At 67.8% G+C, this 15832-nt stretch carries 20 protein-coding genes; 14 read left to right on the top strand and 6 right to left on the bottom strand.

Features of this window, described 5'->3' with window-relative positions; genetic code table 11:
• Nucleotides 1-279 precede the first annotated feature (279 nt).
• The gene (locus ACIA1L_RS13490) at nt 280-534 is read right to left on the bottom strand and encodes a hypothetical protein (RefSeq protein WP_396072940.1); all 255 of its coding nucleotides are present in this window, start codon (nt 532-534) and stop codon (nt 280-282) included.
• Between the two features lie 478 nt (nt 535-1012).
• Here ACIA1L_RS13490 and ACIA1L_RS13485 point away from each other — a divergent pair, with 478 nt between their 5' ends.
• A complete protein-coding gene (locus ACIA1L_RS13485; protein WP_396072939.1) occupies nt 1013-1189 on the top strand; it encodes a hypothetical protein in 177 nt (58 codons plus the stop codon).
• Between the two features lie 3 nt (nt 1190-1192).
• A complete protein-coding gene (locus ACIA1L_RS13480; RefSeq protein ID WP_396073065.1) occupies nt 1193-1942 on the top strand; it encodes a hypothetical protein in 750 nt (249 codons plus the stop codon).
• 8 nt (nt 1943-1950) lie between these two features.
• Here ACIA1L_RS13480 and ACIA1L_RS13475 read toward each other — a convergent pair whose 3' ends face one another.
• Both ACIA1L_RS13475 and ACIA1L_RS13470 read right to left on the bottom strand, forming a co-directional pair.
• Nucleotides 1951-3378 (bottom strand): protein kinase, encoded by a 1428-nt coding sequence (locus ACIA1L_RS13475; protein ID WP_396072938.1) that lies wholly within the window; start codon nt 3376-3378, stop codon nt 1951-1953.
• A gap of 66 nt (nt 3379-3444) precedes the next feature.
• Nucleotides 3445-4494 carry a copper transporter gene (locus ACIA1L_RS13470; protein WP_396072937.1) on the bottom strand — a complete coding sequence of 350 codons (1050 nt, stop codon included), beginning with the start codon at nt 4492-4494 and terminating at the stop codon, nt 3445-3447.
• On the opposite strand from ACIA1L_RS13470, the gene ACIA1L_RS13465 reads away from it, so the two are divergent.
• Nucleotides 4469-5023 carry a dihydrofolate reductase family protein gene (locus tag ACIA1L_RS13465; RefSeq protein ID WP_396072936.1) on the top strand — a complete coding sequence of 185 codons (555 nt, stop codon included), beginning with the start codon at nt 4469-4471 and terminating at the stop codon, nt 5021-5023. The two genes, ACIA1L_RS13470 and ACIA1L_RS13465, sit on opposite strands and share 26 nt — an antisense overlap.
• 52 nt (nt 5024-5075) lie before the next feature.
• Here the strand turns inward: ACIA1L_RS13465 and ACIA1L_RS13460 are convergent, their stop codons facing one another.
• Both ACIA1L_RS13460 and ACIA1L_RS13455 read right to left on the bottom strand, forming a co-directional pair.
• Entirely contained in the window at nt 5076-5561 is a 486-nt protein-coding gene (locus tag ACIA1L_RS13460) for an SRPBCC domain-containing protein (protein ID WP_396072935.1), read from the bottom strand.
• Nucleotides 5562-5564: 3 nt separating this feature from the next.
• Complete coding sequence (locus ACIA1L_RS13455; RefSeq protein WP_396072934.1) at nt 5565-5906, bottom strand: ArsR/SmtB family transcription factor; 342 nt, start codon at nt 5904-5906, stop codon at nt 5565-5567.
• Between the two features lie 198 nt (nt 5907-6104).
• Between ACIA1L_RS13455 and ACIA1L_RS13450 the strand changes: the two genes are divergently transcribed.
• The 3 genes from ACIA1L_RS13450 to ACIA1L_RS13440 all read left to right on the top strand — a co-directional run bounded on the left by ACIA1L_RS13450 (nt 6105) and on the right by ACIA1L_RS13440 (nt 8281).
• Nucleotides 6105-6917 (top strand): hypothetical protein, encoded by an 813-nt coding sequence (locus tag ACIA1L_RS13450; RefSeq protein ID WP_396072933.1) that lies wholly within the window; start codon nt 6105-6107, stop codon nt 6915-6917.
• 304 nt (nt 6918-7221) lie between these two features.
• Nucleotides 7222-7383: a hypothetical protein gene (locus ACIA1L_RS13445; protein WP_396072932.1), complete on the top strand. Its 162-nt coding sequence runs from the start codon at nt 7222-7224 to the stop codon at nt 7381-7383.
• Between the two features lie 589 nt (nt 7384-7972).
• Nucleotides 7973-8281 (top strand): hypothetical protein, encoded by a 309-nt coding sequence (locus ACIA1L_RS13440; RefSeq protein ID WP_396072931.1) that lies wholly within the window; start codon nt 7973-7975, stop codon nt 8279-8281.
• An 82-nt stretch (nt 8282-8363) separates the two neighbouring features.
• Here the strand turns inward: ACIA1L_RS13440 and ACIA1L_RS13435 are convergent, their stop codons facing one another.
• A complete protein-coding gene (locus ACIA1L_RS13435) occupies nt 8364-9368 on the bottom strand; it encodes a LuxR C-terminal-related transcriptional regulator (protein ID WP_396072930.1) in 1005 nt (334 codons plus the stop codon).
• A gap of 295 nt (nt 9369-9663) precedes the next feature.
• On the opposite strand from ACIA1L_RS13435, the gene ACIA1L_RS13430 reads away from it, so the two are divergent.
• The 8 genes from ACIA1L_RS13430 (at nt 9664) to ACIA1L_RS13395 (ending at nt 15736) form a co-directional block, all read left to right on the top strand.
• Nucleotides 9664-10632, top strand: coding sequence for an LLM class flavin-dependent oxidoreductase (locus ACIA1L_RS13430; protein ID WP_396072929.1), 969 nt, complete (start codon nt 9664-9666; stop codon nt 10630-10632).
• Nucleotides 10632-11726, top strand: a complete 1095-nt coding sequence (gene mpaB, locus ACIA1L_RS13425) for a daptide biosynthesis RiPP recognition protein (protein WP_396072928.1) — start codon at nt 10632-10634, stop codon at nt 11724-11726. Before ACIA1L_RS13430 ends, mpaB begins: the two co-directional genes overlap by 1 nt.
• Complete coding sequence (gene mpaM, locus ACIA1L_RS13420; protein WP_396072927.1) at nt 11723-12526, top strand: daptide-type RiPP biosynthesis methyltransferase; 804 nt, start codon at nt 11723-11725, stop codon at nt 12524-12526. The genes mpaB and mpaM overlap by 4 nt, the downstream gene beginning before the upstream one ends.
• On the top strand, nt 12523-13803 hold the full coding sequence (gene mpaD, locus ACIA1L_RS13415; protein ID WP_396072926.1) for a daptide-type RiPP biosynthesis aminotransferase: 1281 nt from the start codon (nt 12523-12525) through the stop codon (nt 13801-13803). Before mpaM ends, mpaD begins: the two co-directional genes overlap by 4 nt.
• 110 nt (nt 13804-13913) lie before the next feature.
• On the top strand, nt 13914-15128 hold the full coding sequence (gene mpaC, locus ACIA1L_RS13410) for a daptide-type RiPP biosynthesis dehydogenase (RefSeq protein ID WP_396072925.1): 1215 nt from the start codon (nt 13914-13916) through the stop codon (nt 15126-15128).
• A gap of 35 nt (nt 15129-15163) precedes the next feature.
• Nucleotides 15164-15316 (top strand): daptide-type RiPP, encoded by a 153-nt coding sequence (locus ACIA1L_RS13405; protein WP_396072924.1) that lies wholly within the window; start codon nt 15164-15166, stop codon nt 15314-15316.
• Between the two features lie 50 nt (nt 15317-15366).
• Complete coding sequence (locus ACIA1L_RS13400; protein ID WP_396072924.1) at nt 15367-15519, top strand: daptide-type RiPP; 153 nt, start codon at nt 15367-15369, stop codon at nt 15517-15519.
• Between the two features lie 52 nt (nt 15520-15571).
• Nucleotides 15572-15736: a daptide-type RiPP gene (locus ACIA1L_RS13395; RefSeq protein ID WP_396072923.1), complete on the top strand. Its 165-nt coding sequence runs from the start codon at nt 15572-15574 to the stop codon at nt 15734-15736.
• Nucleotides 15737-15832 lie beyond the last annotated feature (96 nt).

Raw genomic sequence — 15832 nt, 5'->3', positions numbered from 1 at the left:
GCGGTGGTAGTCCCAGTGGTAGTTGTTGTGGCCTGGGTAACATCGATATTCATGGATTTCCACGGTCGCGTCTGGGTTGGGCGAGGATCCCCATCCCGCAGGCCCGGAGACCGGTACGTCATAGCAATCTCGGCCCTGTATGGGGTCGTAAAGCTATACGCACGGTGATACCCGATCCTGAATCGTTAGAGCAGGGTGCGGCCCGCACGCATATGTGGCGGGCCAGTACCGCACCCTCTGCTTGTCGGTGCGCCGCCTACCGTCTTTCTCGGTGCGCGCCTACCGTCGTTGCCACACGTACGCCGCTGCGATCCCAAGTGCGAGGGCGGTAATGATGCCGATCGCCGTGATCGCGTAGCGCACGGTTTCGTCGGGCGTGCCCCACTCGCCAGCGACGGCCAGCAGGGTGCCGATTGCTGTTGCGAAGCTTCCCGAGGCCAGCAGTGCCGCCTTCACCACTGCCGGTCGGTGATCCGGCTCCGCCTGGTCAGAGGCTGCGTTCGGCGATACATTAGCCACGTCGTACTCCTTCACGATCTTTCGCAGACGGATATAGAGATGGCAAGACGGCTCGCTCTGCCAAGCGAGCCGTCGCCGTTCGTTGCCTATGGCACGTTATCTGACGCCTTCCAAAAGTTCGTAACGCTAGGCATCTGCATAGGATTTCTTTAGAGTTAAGAAGCGTATATTTGTATTACAGAAACTCCTTCCGAACTGCGGAAACATGAGACTGACCTGCGCGGGAGCATGAATTGTGATATGCGTCACGCAAGCTGCGCGTGTTGGCTGCAGCGGTGCGTGCGTCCAATTGGCATATTGCGCCATGGCGGCTTATGGCAGGCGGCATTTCGTAAGACGAATTCCAAGCAGGACGTCGACGGGACGCTGGTCGCGCAGGTCGCCGCCTGCCCATCCAGTCCGTGGGATATCGGATTCCGGATTACACGATCTTTCTGACCCGTCGGGCTCGCACCGGCGTGACACCGCTATCCGTGGGGCGGAGGGTGCACGCATGACTGGCTCCCGCGGCCCGGTCCCGAAACGCGCTGATCAACGTCGCCGCCGCAATCAGGCCACCGCTGTCTCGACGGTTGCGCCGCGGGCTACGCCCGTGCCCGCGCCGCCGCTGGGCTTTCCGGCCCATCCGATCGCCGCGGACTGGTACCGCTCGCTAGCCGAGTCCGGATAGGCCGTGTTCTACGAGCCTTCCGATTGGGCCGCGGCCCGCCTGGTCGCGTTCGACCTGACCCGGCACCTCGACTCAGGACGCGTGTCAGCACAGATGCTCACCCACCGCCTGGCGAACGTGACTCACGCTGACCGGATCATCGTCATGCACGACGGTGCGCTGGTCGAAGCCGGCAGCCACGACGACCTGATGAACGCCGACTCCTACGAGATCACCTTCACCAGCAACGGGACGAAGAAGGTCTATAAGCACACGCCCGACCCGAGCTGGAAGCCGGCGGGCATGTACCAGAGCGTCGACGTCGACCTGGACCCGTGCACCAGCTACATGGTGACCGTCGCGTCGAAGAACAACCGCGGTGAGGGCAGCACGACTCGCCCTCGGCTCGAGCCGGCCCTGCGCCCCGGCAGCATCCTCGGTGCCAACGCGAATCGCTGGGAGGGCGGGACGACGGCCACGTTCTGGTGGAAGCCCCCGACAATGCGCGGATACGCTGGCATCGTCGGCTACCCGCAGAAGCCGAGCGCCACGCGCCAGGTCTTCCTCGACTACGACGTCGAGCTGGTTCGGATGTCGGACAATAAGGTGATCCGCAAGGAGCGTCTGACGGGCGGATACTCGAGCAACTCCGTCAACTACCCGGTCAGTGGGCTGGACCCGAAGCGGGCGTACACGCTGCGCGTCAAGACCATCAATGAGTTCGGTGGCTGTGACAGCAAGATCGGCCGCATCCTGCTCAACCGGGTCAAGTAGGGAACGCTTCAGCTCAGCCGGTCAAGTTCGCGGCGCAGTGTGATCGCTCTGACGAGCAGGTGTCGGCCGACGAGGGTGAGCAGGAAGAGTGCGCCTGCCACGACGACGCCGCACGCGGCTCCCAGCCAGAGACCGACAACGTCCATGCCGTCGGCCTGGGAGGGGATGTCGGCGAAGGTGACGTAGAGAAAGAGGCCCGCGGTGACCGCGGTAGCCATCGCAGCGGCGCCCACGCAGACGTGGGTCCAGATCAGGGCAGGACGCGCGAACAGAGTGCCGGCACCCGCCAAGCCGAGTAAGCGGATCAGCGCGACGAGACCCACCTGAATGCAGGCGACGAAGAGGATCGCGGCGGTTACCAGGGGCGTTTCCAGCGGCGCGTACGGTGCGAAGGCAGCAACCTCGTCGGCGGCAACCGTGGGGATGACGACGATCTGCGCGAAGAGGCCGACGAGCAGCGCGAACCCGAACAGTATCTGCAGGAAGACAGTGAGGGTGCGAGGCAGTCGGCCCCACCTGTCGTCGCTCCTGCTCGGGCTGTGTCGCCGGCCAGACTGTTGCACCGCTTGGACGGCGCGGGTGAGTTCCGATCCGCCGGCAGCGTCGGCGGTGTCCTGTCCGCCCGCGGCGACCAGTTGGTCGAGCAGGTCGGCGGCGGAGGGGCGGCGGGCGGGATCTTTGTCCAGGGTGAGCGCGACCAGGTCGCGTAGGGATGCGGGAAGGCCGGTCAGGGCAGGAGGCTGGGTGAGGATCGCCGCGGCGGTCGCGGCGGCGGAGTCACCGCCGAACGGGGTACGGCCGGTGCCGGCGTAGGTGAGCACGACACCCCAGGCGAACACGTCGGCGGCCGGCCCCACGGTGCGGGTGGCGTCGGTGTCGAAGCGTTCCGGCGCCATGTAGGCGACTGTGCCGACCATCTGGTCGGTGCCGGTGTGCTGGCTGGTGGCCTCGAATGCGCGGGCGATGCCGAAGTCGATGACTTTAGGGGTGCCGAGGGCGAACAGCACGTTCTGGGGCTTGAGGTCGCGGTGGATGACGCCGGCGCTGTGGATTGCCGCGAGGGCGGTGGCGACGCCTACGGCCACGCTGTGCAGGTTGCCGCCAGTGAGTGGGCCTTGGCTGGTGACGATGTCGGCCAGGCTGGGACCGTCGACGTACTCGACGACCAGGTAAGGCGGATCGTGGTCGGCGTCTGCGTCGAGGACTTCGGCGGTGCAGAACGGCGGCACCTGCCGGGCCCGGTTGACCTCGCTGCGGAATCGGGCACGGAAGTGTTCTTCGTGCGCGTATTCGGGTTTGACGACCTTGAGCGCCACCGTGCGGTGCTCGCTACTCTCCGCGAGGTAGACGGTGCCCATGCCGCCCTGGCCGAGGCGGCTGCGCAGGTGGTAGCCGCCGAGCTGGCGCGGGTCGGTCGGCAGGAGTGGGCTGATCACCTGGGCAACCCCGCTCCGGCCCGCATTGCTGACATCGGAGCGACGATACTACCTACGTTCGGTCCGCTAGGAGGCCTTGGGTACTTCGGAAGTGGCCCCGGCGTCGTGGCCGTAATGGCCGGTCCTTCCGTGCACGATCCGCTCGGCGGTGGCTAGCGCGGTCGCCACTTGACCCTTCGCGAGTCGCGCGTTGTCCACTGTGGATATCGTGCTGGCGAGCGTCGGATCCTGCCGTACCGCGGAGATCAAGTTGCCGTCGCCGGGGCCGAATCCCGCTATCACGAGGGGTTTGTTCTTGCTGAATTGAGCTGCCAGGGCGACCGCTGACCGATTCATCTTCTCGGCGTGCTTGTCGGCGAAGGGCTCGCCGGCGATGATCACAGTGCCTTCAGCGCCGCCGGCAGCGTTGTCGGTCACGCGCAGAAAATCAGCCTTTGTGTACGCGGACACCACCGCCGACACCTCAGGTGTCGCGGCGGGTGGGTCGGAGCGTTGGAGAAACGCGAGGGCAAGGTGGGCGCTGGCCGTCTCGACAGCGTCGGAATTGTTCGGGTGTCCACCAGCAAGCTCGAGCAGTTCGGGCGCTGCCGTCGGATCGAAAAACTTCTCCTGCATGGTGACCTGCGTGGTGATTGTCGCCCCGGCCATGGTGAGTTTGGCGACCACGTCATCGGCGTACTCCGAGGAGCCGGGAAGCGCGATCACCAGTAGCTTTCGACCGGGCAGCTTGCCACTGAGCAACGACGGGGCGATCTCTGTCGCGAAGGTCTGATCGCGATCAACCTCCGCGAGAAGTTTCAGATTTTCGTCACGCTGGTTGCTGAGGTTCCTGTTCAACTTGGCGGTCTGGTCCTTGAGGTCGTCGGTGACCGGGCCGTTGGCTACGGCCGTGCCCAGGACCAGGCCGATGGCCAACGCCGCGAAGACCGAGGCGAGCGCCACTGCGTAGAACCGAAAGTTGATCACTTGAAGCCTCAGCGCCTTTGGGAAGTCATGGCGACGTTCGTATTCGCGGGCGAGCCTACGGCGCGGAGGCAAACTCGGCCACGATGCGCCCCGCAGCACAGTGCCGCCGATAGGCTCGTTGACTATGGGCCTTCTGACCTTCAGCCTCAACCTCACTCTGGACGGTTGCGTCGACCACCAGGAGGGGATCGCCGACGATGAGACGCATGCCTTCTTTACCCGGCTCCTGGATGAGAGCGGGGCAATGCTGTGGGGCCGTGTCACCTACGAGATGATGGAAGACGTCTGGCCAGCCATCGCCCGCGGTGACGAGGAAGCGCCGCCGGCTATCCGCGAGTGGGCGGTCACGCTGGAGGACAAGCCTAAGTACGTGGTGTCCGCCACGCGCACCGAATACTCGTGGACCAACAGCCACCACCTCACCGGTGATCTCCGCGAAAGCGTGCAAAGGCTGAAGGACGAGACCCCGGCCGGCGTCCTGATCGGCAGCGGCAAGCTGGCGACCGAGCTGGACCGGCTGGACCTGATCGACGAGTACCGGCTGCTCATCCATCCCAGGATCGCCGGTCATGGCCCGACGCTGTATCAGGGCGGGCTGCCCAGCACGCGCCAGCTCGAGCTGGTCTCGGCGGACCCGTTGAGCAACGGCGTGCTGGCCGTGCACTACCGCCGCGGGTAGGGGTGAGTTCCAGCCCCGGGGCCGGGGTCGGCAACCCCGGCCCCGCAACTGGTCAGGTGGCGAGCAGGTCGTCGATCTGGTTGATCGCCGCCGAAGCTCCTTCCACGATGCCCATGTCCAGCACCTGCTGCAGCGCCTCGGCCGACGCGTACGTGCTGACGTAAGTGGCGCGTGTGCCGCCGTTGTGCGCGGTGAAGGTGTAGACGCACTTGGACGTCGGCATGTCCGGGTTCGGGGTGAAGTCCAGGTCGGCGAAGCCGTCCTCGAAGGCGAAGCTTCTCGGCTCGTCGACGGCGGTGACCTGCCAGTATCCGGCGTGCTTGTCGCCTTCCGGCCCGGTCATGAAGTAGTTGATGCGGCCGCCGGGGGTGAGGTCGTGGTCCACGAAGGTCGCCGGGTAGGTCGGCGGGCCCCACACCTTTTCCAGCTGACGCGGGTCGGCGTACACCTGCCAGATTCGTTCGACCGGCGCCGCGAAGTCCGCGGTGATGGTCAGGGTCAGGTTGTCGAGGTCCTTCTGGACGTCGGTCACGGGCATGGTTCAGTCCTCCTGCTCGAGATCAGCTGCTATCAGTACGTCGATGCGGGCGATGCGGCCGCGCCACACCTGTTCGAACTCCGTCAGCATGGATGCCACTGACCGCACTGCGGCCATGTCGCCGCTGGCTAGCTGTTCGCGACCGCAGCGCCGCTTGGTCAGTAGCCCTGCCTTCTCCAGCACGCTCACGTGCTTCTGCACTGCGGCGAAGCTCATGTCGTACTTCGCGGCGAGCGTGGAGACGGAGTGCTCGCCGGCCAGCACCCGGCGCAGGATGTCGCGCCGGGTGCGGTCGGCGAGCGCGTGGAACAGAGCATCTGCTCGGTCTGCGCTCTCGTCCGTCACTCGCTAAACATACAACCAATGGGTTGTACGTTGTCAAGCCTCCGTGGGGCGTAAAGGTTGAGCTGCGCCGACGCTGCGGTACATTGCGCTCGTCATCGAGAGGTCACTATCGCGGCTGCCCAGTGCGGGGGCTCCTGAGTGTCGTCTGTGGGATGTGGCCTGATGGCGCTGACTCATCACTGTCAAAGGACACCCTTCATGCCCTCGTACACCATCACCATTGCGCCGAACGACGACAGCGGCACCACCACGACCTTGATCGTGGACAATTCTGGCCCCGAGGTGCGCATCACCGACGTCCACCTGCACGCCGACGGGGGTCTGGTCGGCGGACAAATGCCCACAGTGGACGTTGGTCTGCTGCTGCAAGCGGTCAGCGCGAACGTGCCCGCGGCGCCGACGCGGATCGAGTCGGCCACCACCGGCCACCCCATCACCGCCGCCGAGACGCCGGCCCCTGCCCGAGAGCTCGAGGCGCCGGTGACTGCCGCCGCTGAGCCGGAAGCGCCGGAAGCGCCGGAAGCACCGGAAGCACCGGTGGCGACGCCGACCCGGCGCCGGCGCGCCGCGAAACCGGCAGTTGCTCCGGCCAAGCCGGCCCGTGCGCGCCGGACACCGCCGGCTGCAGCGCCCGTCGAAACGGCCGCGCCGGCCAAGGCTGCGGCCGGGCGCAGAAAGTCCGCCAAAGCCGCCGAAGCGCTGGTCCCCACGGCCGCACCGGCCAAGGCTGCGGCCGGGCGCAGAAAGTCCGCCAAAGCCGCCGAAGCGCTGGTCCCCACGGCCGCACCGGCCAAGGCTGCGGCCGGGCGGAGGAGGGGCGCCAAGGCTGCCCCGGTGGAGAAGGCGGCAAGTGGTCGTCAGGGTCGGGTTTACCGACGTACCCCGGACGACCTTGCCAAGGTGGTGAAGAAGGCCGGTTCGGTGATCGCGGTGGCCGAGCATTACGGCGTACCCCGGTACACAGCGCAGGGTTGGATTCTTCGGCTGCGCAAGACCAACGCTGCCGAATAGGCCTATCGCCGGCTCTTGACCCGGAACTGGCCCGGGTCAAGAGCCGGCGAACCCGCTATCAACTCGGGTTGCTGCCTATCGAGGCGCAGGCCGAGGCGTCATCGGTGAACAGGCCAGCCGGGTAGCCGATAGACCCGCCAGCGTTCGCGCCCGGGTGATACCGAGCCACGAAGTGGGCGGTCTCGGCTGCCGTCGCCCCCACAGCCGATCCCCGCTGTCGGCACAGGCCTTCGCCGGGTCTTGCGGGTCGAATCTGCCGACCGGCTGAGACAGATCAGCGTCCGCGGACACCGTACGGGCACACATGCCGCTGCCATCGGCGGCGGAGAACGGCAGCCCATCGGCCACCGCAACGCCGCCGCCCACACCGATCGCCAGCACGAGGCCGACGCCGATGCTTATGGCGCGGCGGCTGCCGGTGGAGGCGCTGCTGGCCGCGGCGATCCTGCGCGGCGGCGCGGTCTGACCGGCCGCGGAATGCTTCGGCCCTGATATTTGCCAGGACGGTGTCGAACACCGCCCGGCCCTCCGGAGAGCTCGCCCATCCCTCGACAGGTGAGGCCGGGCTTGTGGGATGGCGCGCAGATCTTCGTGCGACGCCGTGGAGCCAGCCCCGCGGGACATCCATCGCGAGCCCGCCAATTTTCTGTATTACGCAATAGGTGCCGGCGGTCCCTGAGGGTTGCCTGTGAGAATCGATTTACGGCAAAGGGAAGAGCTGTGCCGCATTCTCGTGTCCGGATCAGGTCAATGCCCTTCCGGGTGTGGCCGGCAGCGGCCAGGAGCACCTGAGCGCGGCTTGCGTGCGGATTCAGGAAGGCCGTCTGAGCTGGGGCGATGCCCACCGTGGGTGCCTGGCGGAAGAGTCCTCGACCAGGTCGGATTCGGCCATGGCCGAATCCGACCACTTACCTTCATCAATGGCAGAAACGCAGGATTGATGGCACAGAGGGCGGCGACGGAGGGCGGAGATTATGAAGAACATCTTGATGGCGATGTGGATGCAGGCCGGCGTCCTTAGCTACTTCGCCGGTGACTTCGGCTGGGAATGAGTCATGTACCTGATCGCGGCCTGGGTGTTTCCCGCCGGCCCGGAACTCAGTCGGGAGCGGATCGCCTGGGCGGTCGATCGGGAGATTTCCCAGACGCGTGTCGCGCACGTGTTCCTGTGCGAGCGTGATGACTGGCTGATCATCGGTCTGTTCCTGAACGGAGCGTCGTCGAGGGCCCCGGACCGGGATGTGGAGCGGGTGCGGGTGGCGCTCGCCTCGGTGGTGAGGCGGGGAGAGGCCACGACGATCCTGGTGGAGCGGATGCCGCTGGAGCCGCTCGCGGATCGGACCCCCTGGCCCTGGGATGGATGACCAGGGCGTGCGCGAAGCGATTCCGGACGCGACAAATGAGTTTCCACCGAGGCGGTCCCGACGGGACCGCCTCGATTCTTTTTCAGACGAGGTCTTCGGCGTTCAGCCAACCCACGTCCATGGCCCGGGCGCCGGCTTCGAAGCGGCTGCGGGCGTTCAGCCGCTCCGCCAAGTTTTCGCTGATACGACGAACCGTGCGTTCGGAAATGCCGAGAGTGCGGGCGACCGAGGCGTCGGTGGCACCCTGGGCCCAGAGCCGGAGCGCGGCCCGTTCTTGACTGTTGGGTTGACCGGGGACACGACTGCGGCGCGAGGACAGCGGCTGCGCGGACTTCCAGGTCGTCACGAAGAGAGCGACCAGGCCGGCGACCATTCCCCGGCCGGTGATGACGGTGATCCCCTGGCTAGTGGCCCGATCGTCGATCGGGACGACGGCGGTAGCGCGGTCGATGATGAGCATGCGGATGGGCAGGGTCAGCGTGGTGCGGATTTCTGCGCCGCGTTCGGTCAGCCACTGCACGTGGTCGACGGTGTCCGGGTCGTTGCGCACGCTCTCGAGGTAGACGGCGCGCATGCGGATGCCGCGCTCGAGGGCCTCGGCATTCAGCGGGCGGGAGTTGGCCCGGTTCTGCGCCGTCTGTCCACCACCAGGATTGAAACTCCACACTTCTTCTTGGCAGTTGGCGGCCAGATCGCTGATCCGTTCCCGAGCCGCGTCGATGCCCAGCACCCGTTCGACGTCGTGATGATCCGGGCCCTGGCCGGACGCTGCGCCCGCGGCCAGCAACTCAGCGATGGCGGCGCGGCTCTCTTCGATCTGGAGCTGCCGTTCGGCGATCCGGACCTGCTCGCGGGCGAGCAGGGCGGAGAGGGCGACCGAGGGGTTGTTCAGCATCGGGGGAGAAATTTCGTCGTCGGCTTGACGCACGAGGGCCAGGCTGGCCAGGCGGTCGAAAGCGCTCCTGGCCTCGGGTTCGCTGACGCCGGCGATTTCGCTGATCGCGTTCAGGTCGGAACTGGGACTGGCCAGCATGGCGCGATAGACGGCCTGCGCGAGCGGATCGAGACCTAGGCGATCGAGTGTCAAGGCGCAACTCCTCAATGTGCGGCCGGATGTCCCTGCACCGCTTTCGTGGCACGGCCCCCCGAATCAGGACATCCATGATGATCATGCCCTGACCAGGCGTCCGATGTCGACCCGTCCGCAACCGGCCATCGCGAATCGCGACCGGATCAGACCACTTACTCAGACCCGGTCGCGCCAACGAGACTTCTCTCATCAGCGGCGAGCGATCGCCGAACGGCCACCCGGACGGGGCGCCGAGAAGTTCCCGGTATTTCCAGCGTGGCGTACCGGCCGGACCGAAGGGGGAGGATTTGCGATGACAGAGCTTTCGGTGCTCGTGCCATTCGTACCCGGCCGCTCCGAGCAGATGCTGCCGTACGCCGCGATGGTCGAATGGTCGACCGCACACCGGTTGTGGCAGGGCCAGTCCGTGGTGCTGGAGACCCACCAGGCGTTCACCGCCGCGGCGGGTGCCGGCTTTCGGGTGCCGGTCGGGACAGGCGTGACGCTGATGCCGTTGCGGCACCCGTACGAGGCCGCGGTGAGTGCCCGGTCGCTGGCGCTGGCTACCGGCCACCCGGTGATCGCAGGCTTCGGGCCGGGCTCGCGGGAGATGCAGACGGGCATGCTCGGTGCGCCGTACGAGAGCCCGCTCACGATGGCGCGGGAGTACGTGCAGGTGGTCCGCGGGCTGCTGGACGGCGAAGAAGTGCAGGTCGACGGCCGATACCTCAAGGTCCACGCGAAGCTGCCGCCGGTGCGGGCGCCGCGGGTCGACGTCGGCCTGGGCGTGCTGCGCACGGGGATGGCGCGGCTGTCGGGGGAGGTCGCCGACGTGGCGATCACCTGGCTCACGCCGCCGCACTACATCCGGGACGTGCTCTGGCCGGCGATCCGGGACGGGATGGCCCGGTCGGGGCGGACGACTCCGCCGCGGCTCGTGGCGATGGTGCCGGTGGCCGTCGAGCGGGATGACGATCCGGTGCAGGTCGTCCTGGCCAGCAACAGCGCACACCTGCAAGCGCCGCACTACCTGGACATGTTGCGCAGTGCCGGTGTGGACGTGCCGCCCGGCGATCTGGCGGCGGCAGCCCGGGGTGTCCTCGAGACGGATGCCTTCGTGGCCGGCGGGCTGGACGACGTGGTCAAGAAACTGCGTTCCTACGCCGATGCGGGTGTGGACGAAATCGTACTGAACGTCACCGGAGTCCACAAAGTTCATGGACCCCGCGCGGGCGTCGAAGACCTCAAGAACATCATTCACGCCGCGGGCGGGGGACTTTAATGGACAGGACACGACTCAGGCTCGTCAAACGGCACATCATGTCGTGGGGTACGGGCACGAGCCAGCCGGTGTCGGTGCCGGCGGGCACCGTCGCGACGATCGCGCTCGCCGACCGTACCCATCTGCAAGCCGTTCTTGAATCGGGCATTGCCGGTGCGGACACGGTGATCCTGGCGCCCGGTGCCGACGACGAGGCGACGGGAGTGGTCGGCTATGCCGGTTCGCTGTCCGAGCCCGGCGCCGACCTGGCCGTCGGTGACGACTTCTTCCTCCAGATCCAGGACTACGCGAGCAGCCGGTTCATGTCGGTGCTCGGTCCGACCCTGCTGCGCATCACCTGCGGCGACGACCTGGACGCGTTCCTGGCGGACGCGGACACGGCTTTTACCAGCGGGGTCTTTCCGGACTTCGCGATCACGCCACCGGTGCGGATCACGGACCTGCCCGCGCTGGGCGCCGGTCCCGCGGAGGGCGGGCCGATGCTGCGACTCTACGTCGGCCCCGACGGTGGGATCTCGACGTCGCCGGGCGGTGTGCCACTGGCGCAGGTCGGTGCCCCGCTCGACGAGATCGTCGCCGCGTGGGAACAGGCCAATGCGGCGAGCGACGCGCCCTGTGCGGTGAGCTTGGGCGCGGTCGTGCCGGAGGAGGAACGGTCCGCGGCTCTGCTGAGCCGGCCCTTCATCGGCCGCTATCTGGTCGCCCTGGAAGCACTGCGGATGATGACCGCGAACGAGGTCACCGGGGTGCGAGTCTCCGGCTTCGGCGGTCGCCTCAACCCTGACCTGGGCGTTCGTACGGACGCCTGCGACTTCCGCGACCCGCAGCTCCCGATGGTGCTCTGGACCGACGACCAGGCCTATGTGTACGACACCGCAGGCCGCGTCTTCGCCATGGACCGGCAGTCCGCGATGGCGGTCGAGTGCCTGATCGCCTCCGGCGATTCCGACATCGCAGCCGAGTTCGTCCCACCCGCGGCCCTCACCCGCGTTGGCGGCTTCCTGACCGACCGCGGCGTTCGCCTGGGCACCACTGAAGCAGAGCATGGCGTCCGCCCCGGTACCGCCGAGGACGAGTCGGCGGGTGCGCGGTGACGGCCCCGGCGATCGTCATGCCGCCCGGGCGGGCCGGAGAACGAATCGCGCAGCTCGGCGACCGGGTGCGGCTCTGCGACGTGTACGACGTGCACGGCGCCCCGATCTATCACGACCTTGCCGCCAACGACGCCTTCGAGGTGCGGGAGATCGTCCGCGCGGTACGGGCGATGCCCGGTGCCGTCCTGGACCTGGCCGCCGGCTCGGGCCGGTTCACCTTCCCGGTGCTGGCACTCGGTCGCAGCGTCACCGCCCTGGACCTGTCCGAGGACATGCTCGGCCTGCTCCGTGAGCGACTGGAAGCCGCACCGGCACGACTGCGCGCAGCCTGCACGGTGGTCCACGGCGACATGGCCGGTTTCGACCTCGGGTCCGGCTTCGCCACGATCGTGCTTGGCACCACCTCGATCTCGCTGCTCAACGCCGCGGGCCGCGGCCGCCTGTTCCGGTCGGTGGTGGACCATCTCGAACCCGGCGGGCAGTTCCTCTTCACGGTCCTGGAGCGCGGTGACACGTCCGGTCCGGACGAGCAGGTGGATCAGGTGGCCGGGGCTTCCGGCACCCGCTACGAGGTGTACGACCACTGGCCGGTCGGCTCCGCGTCCCGCGTGGTCACGATCCTGCCCGCCGATCCGGCGGAAGGCCCGGTGTACGCCTGCACCGACGAGGTCGGCATCACTGACGTCCCCGCGGTCGAGAGGGAGCTGGCCGAAGCCGGTCTGCGGATCCTGGAACGCCGGGCGCTGACCCCGGCAGGTGGCCGCCACCACGTGACTCTGCTGAAGGCGGTGCGCGCATGACCAGCCCCTCGGCCCTGTGGCCCTATCTGATCCCCCCGAGTGCGCACGGCGCGGCGGACATCCGAGCCGTGAGTGCACACGGGCACCGCGTGACCTTCGCGGACGGCAATGTGGTCCTCGACGGCAGCAGTGCGCTGTGGAACGTCAACCTCGGTTATGGGAACGCCGCGATCGCCGAGGCGGTGCGGGAAGCCGCGACGAACGCCTCGTACCTGGGGGCGTTCCGTTACGAGAACGACTACGCCCGGCGGGCGGCGGATGCACTGGTCAACGTGTGCGGCGCCGACCATTACGCGAAGGTGTTGTTCTCCTCGTCCGGTGGTGCCGCGAACGACGCCGCGATGAAGCTCGTGCGGCATCATCATGCGCTGACCGGACAGCCTGACCGCAAGCTGGTCGTGGGTCTGCGCGGGAGCTTCCACGGGCTGACGTTCGGCGGCTTCGCGCTGACCGGGGAGGACCTGGGCCAGCGGCTCTATCAGGTGGACCAGCGGCAGATCCGGCACATCACCCCGAACGACATCGGCGAACTGCGGGCGCTGGTCGACCGCAACGCCGACCGGATCGCGGCGATCGTGGTGGAGCCGGTGCTCGGTTCCGGCACGGTGCCGCTCACCGAAGAGTTCATCGCGGAACTGGTGCGGCTGCGGGACGAGACCGGGTATCTCCTGGTCGCGGACGAGGTGGCTACCGGCTTCGGGCGGACGGGCAGCTTCTTCGCCTCGCAGACCTGGCCGGGCCAGCCCGACGTGCTGATCACCTCGAAGGGGCTGACCAACGGTGTCTGCCCGGCTTCGGCGGTGGTCTTCTCGGGCCGGGTCGCCGAACCGTTCGTCACCGGCGACGCGATCCTGGTGCACGCCGAGACGCAGGGCGGCAGCTCACTTCCGTCCGCCGCGATCAGCGCGACCATCGACGAAATGCACCGGCTCGACGCGGTGGTGTCCGGTCGGGCGGTCGCCGCCCGGCTCGACGCGGCGATCACCAACCTGGTCGACGGGCACCCGCGGGTGGCCGGGGCGGCGGGAATCGGCTGCTTCCGCACCGTACACATCCAGGGTGACGACGGTGAACCGCTCAGCGGGACGCAGGTCGCGGCGCTGGTGGCCCGGATTCGCCGGGCCGGAGCGATCGTCCATCCCGGACCGGGCGGGGTGCAGCTCATCCCCGCGCTGACCTTCTCGGCAGCGGACGTCGACGAGCTCGTCGTCTGCGTGGCCGAGGGGCTGGATGCGCTGGTCGCGGCGCCGGAGATGCAGCGGGGCGGAAGGGCCTGACCCCTCCCGCCCGCGCCACGGAACGCTGCCCGGAACCCGCCGCCGGCAAAGGAATGAGCTGGGCCCAGGCAGAACCACACCCTATCAACAATGGACGGAGGTGACTGAACTTGTTGACCCTCGACGCACCCGCGACCCCGATGCAGGGCATCGACCACCTGGCCGGCTGGCTGCGCCGGGACCGGACCGCGGAGGTCACGATGCTGGTGGACCCGGCAGTACTCGACCGGCCGGTCACCGAGCGGGTCCTCGCGCAGGTACGGCAGGCCGGTATCGAACCCACCCTGATTCCCTGCCCCCCACAGGGTGGCTTGGACCAGATCACCGCTCTGGCGGACGCGCTGCCGTCCGCCGGTCTGCTGATCGCCCTCGGCGGCGGCACGACGATGGACCTCGCCAAACTGGCGAAACTGGCCGCGGTCTGGCTGGAAGTCCGGGACTGGCTTGCCGCTCCGCAGCGCAGCGGCATGGTCATCCTTCCGGCACGGCTCGGAACCTCGGTCCGGGTGCTCGCCGTGCCAACCACCCTCGGCACGGGTAGCGAGCTGGGACCGGTGGCGTGCTATCCGTACGGCGACGCGAAACGCATCGTCACGGGGAGTTGCCTGCGGGCGGTCGCCTCGATCCACGACGCCGCCGCCACCGAGAGTCTGCCGGTCGACCTGGTCGCCGACGGGGTTCTGGAGGCGCTGTTCCGGGCGGTCAGTCCGTACGCGGGTGATCCCGTCGAGAGGCCGGTTCCCGACGCCCTGGTGGAGGACCTCGCCCGGCAGCTGGTGGACGTGGGCTACCGGGTGGCGCGGGACCGCGTCGCCGGTCGTCCCATCGAGGCGGAGCTTCGCCTGCGGATCGCTTCGCTCAGCGCCGAAAGTCAGATCGGGCACACGAACGTCGGCCGCTATGTGCACGCCGTGAAGACCTGGCCGATCGCCAACGAGCTGTCCACGACGCTCGGCCTGGCGAAGATGCGCGCGGTGGCCGTCGTGTGGCCCGTGCTGTGGCGGCGGGCGCTGGCCGGGGATGCCCGGGTCGGCGTGGCGGCACGCATCACCCGACTGTGGCGGATCGTGCGGGAGCAGGCCCCCTGGCTGCCCGTCGATCCCGCGGACGGACTGGAGCAACTCATTCGAGACTGGCGGATCACCCAGGTGGTCCACGCCGATTCCGACCAGATCGAGGCGACCACCGTACGGGCCATGCGGGCCTGGGGCGCTGGTCTGCCGATGCTCGGCGGTCTGCAAGCCGACGAACTGCGTGCGGTGTTGGCCGAAGCCACCACCGCACCCATAGAAGCTTCCGCGACGTCTATCGCCGCGGGGGAGTGACCACATTGAACATCACGAAGGAAGGAGGCGAGACCGTGTCGGAGAACCACGAAGAGACCGCGGTGGAGCTGGAGATGCAGGAGCTCGAGATGCAGGAGCTGGAGTCGCTGGAGGCTCCGGGCTGGGCGACCAGCGCCGGCGTTTCCGTGGGCGTCAGCCTCGTGTCGATCGCCTGGAGCATCACCTGATCCCGCACCACCCCCACCGTTCATCCGTACGTCCGAAGGGAGGCACCACCTTGTCCGAGAACCATGAAGAGACCGCGGTCGAGCTGGAGATGCAGGAGCTCGAAATGCAGGAGCTGGAGTCGCTGGAGGCTCCGGGCTGGGCGACCAGCGCCGGCGTTTCCGTGGGCGTCAGCCTCGTGTCCATCGCCTGGAGCATCACGTAAGTCGCCGCCCCGGCAGCGAACCGCACACACACATCGAGAGGAGCGAGACCACATGAGCGAGAACCTGGACGTCGCCAAGTCCGGCAAGGACGAGGCGGAGCTGGAGCTGGAGATGCAGGAGCTGGAGGTCCTCGAGGCCCCGGGCTTCTGGACCGGCGTGAGCATCGGCGCGGGCATCAGCTCGGCCGTGGCCGTATCCGTCGCCTCCATCACCTGAGCGACGACCCCACCCCCGGAACAACCCCATCGAGAACGCGGAGAGGAGGAAGACCAATGAACGAGAGCCTGAACGCCATCGAGTCCGGCAAGGACG

The organism is Actinoplanes sp. NPDC051859, from assembly GCF_044452725.1.
Taxonomy (GTDB): Bacteria; Actinomycetota; Actinomycetes; order Mycobacteriales; family Micromonosporaceae; genus Actinoplanes.
This window is presented reverse-complemented; position numbering and strand designations above follow the sequence as displayed.

Bases quoted from the DNA above. Each gene is read 5' to 3' on its own strand.
- ACIA1L_RS13485 (WP_396072939.1), top strand. From the start codon at position 1,013: ATGACTGGCTCCCGCGGCCCGGTCCCGAAACGCGCTGATCAACGTCGC.
- ACIA1L_RS13465 (WP_396072936.1), top strand. From the start codon at position 4,469: ATGGGCCTTCTGACCTTCAGCCTCAACCTCACTCTGGACGGTTGCGTC.
- ACIA1L_RS13460 (WP_396072935.1), bottom strand. From the start codon at position 5,561: ATGCCCGTGACCGACGTCCAGAAGGACCTCGACAACCTGACCCTGACC.
- ACIA1L_RS13450 (WP_396072933.1), top strand. From the start codon at position 6,105: ATGCCCTCGTACACCATCACCATTGCGCCGAACGACGACAGCGGCACC.
- ACIA1L_RS13445 (WP_396072932.1), top strand. From the start codon at position 7,222: ATGCCGCTGCCATCGGCGGCGGAGAACGGCAGCCCATCGGCCACCGCA.
- ACIA1L_RS13440 (WP_396072931.1), top strand. From the start codon at position 7,973: ATGTACCTGATCGCGGCCTGGGTGTTTCCCGCCGGCCCGGAACTCAGT.
- ACIA1L_RS13430 (WP_396072929.1), top strand. From the start codon at position 9,664: ATGACAGAGCTTTCGGTGCTCGTGCCATTCGTACCCGGCCGCTCCGAG.
- mpaB (WP_396072928.1), top strand. From the start codon at position 10,632: ATGGACAGGACACGACTCAGGCTCGTCAAACGGCACATCATGTCGTGG.
- mpaD (WP_396072926.1), top strand. From the start codon at position 12,523: ATGACCAGCCCCTCGGCCCTGTGGCCCTATCTGATCCCCCCGAGTGCG.
- ACIA1L_RS13395 (WP_396072923.1), top strand. From the start codon at position 15,572: ATGAGCGAGAACCTGGACGTCGCCAAGTCCGGCAAGGACGAGGCGGAG.